1 protein-coding gene is annotated in these 313 nt (G+C 76.4%); it reads right to left on the bottom strand.

Features of this window, described 5'->3' with window-relative positions; all coding sequences use genetic code 11:
- Positions 1-218: hypothetical protein (locus VR44_RS45370; RefSeq protein WP_045950606.1), on the bottom strand; the 218-nt coding region annotated here is incomplete at its 3' end.
- Positions 219-313 lie beyond the last annotated feature (95 nt).

Here is a 313-nt window from a genome sequence, read left to right as displayed (position 1 = left end):
CCGCTGAACCATTCGACGATGACGGGGGCGCCGGGCACGGCGGTGTCGAAGACGTCGCCCCACTGGTCGGTGGGGGTGGCGCCGGGCGGGACGGTGCCGGCCTCGTGCGCGGCAGTGATGGCCGGCAGGAAGCGCACCGTGGCGGCGAACACCTCGGGGGCTTTGTCGGCCATGACGCCGAGGACGGCGGCGGCCTGGTCGCTCAGGCCGTGGCTCACCGGCCGGTGCCGAGGGCGGTGAGGACCTCGTCGAGGGGACGGACACCGGTGCGGTCGCCGGTGCGGAGGGCGGCGGACTGGGCGCGGTCGGCGTC

This window comes from Streptomyces katrae (genome assembly GCF_000966975.1).
Classification (GTDB): domain Bacteria; phylum Actinomycetota; class Actinomycetes; order Streptomycetales; family Streptomycetaceae; genus Streptomyces; species Streptomyces katrae.
This window is presented reverse-complemented; position numbering and strand designations above follow the sequence as displayed.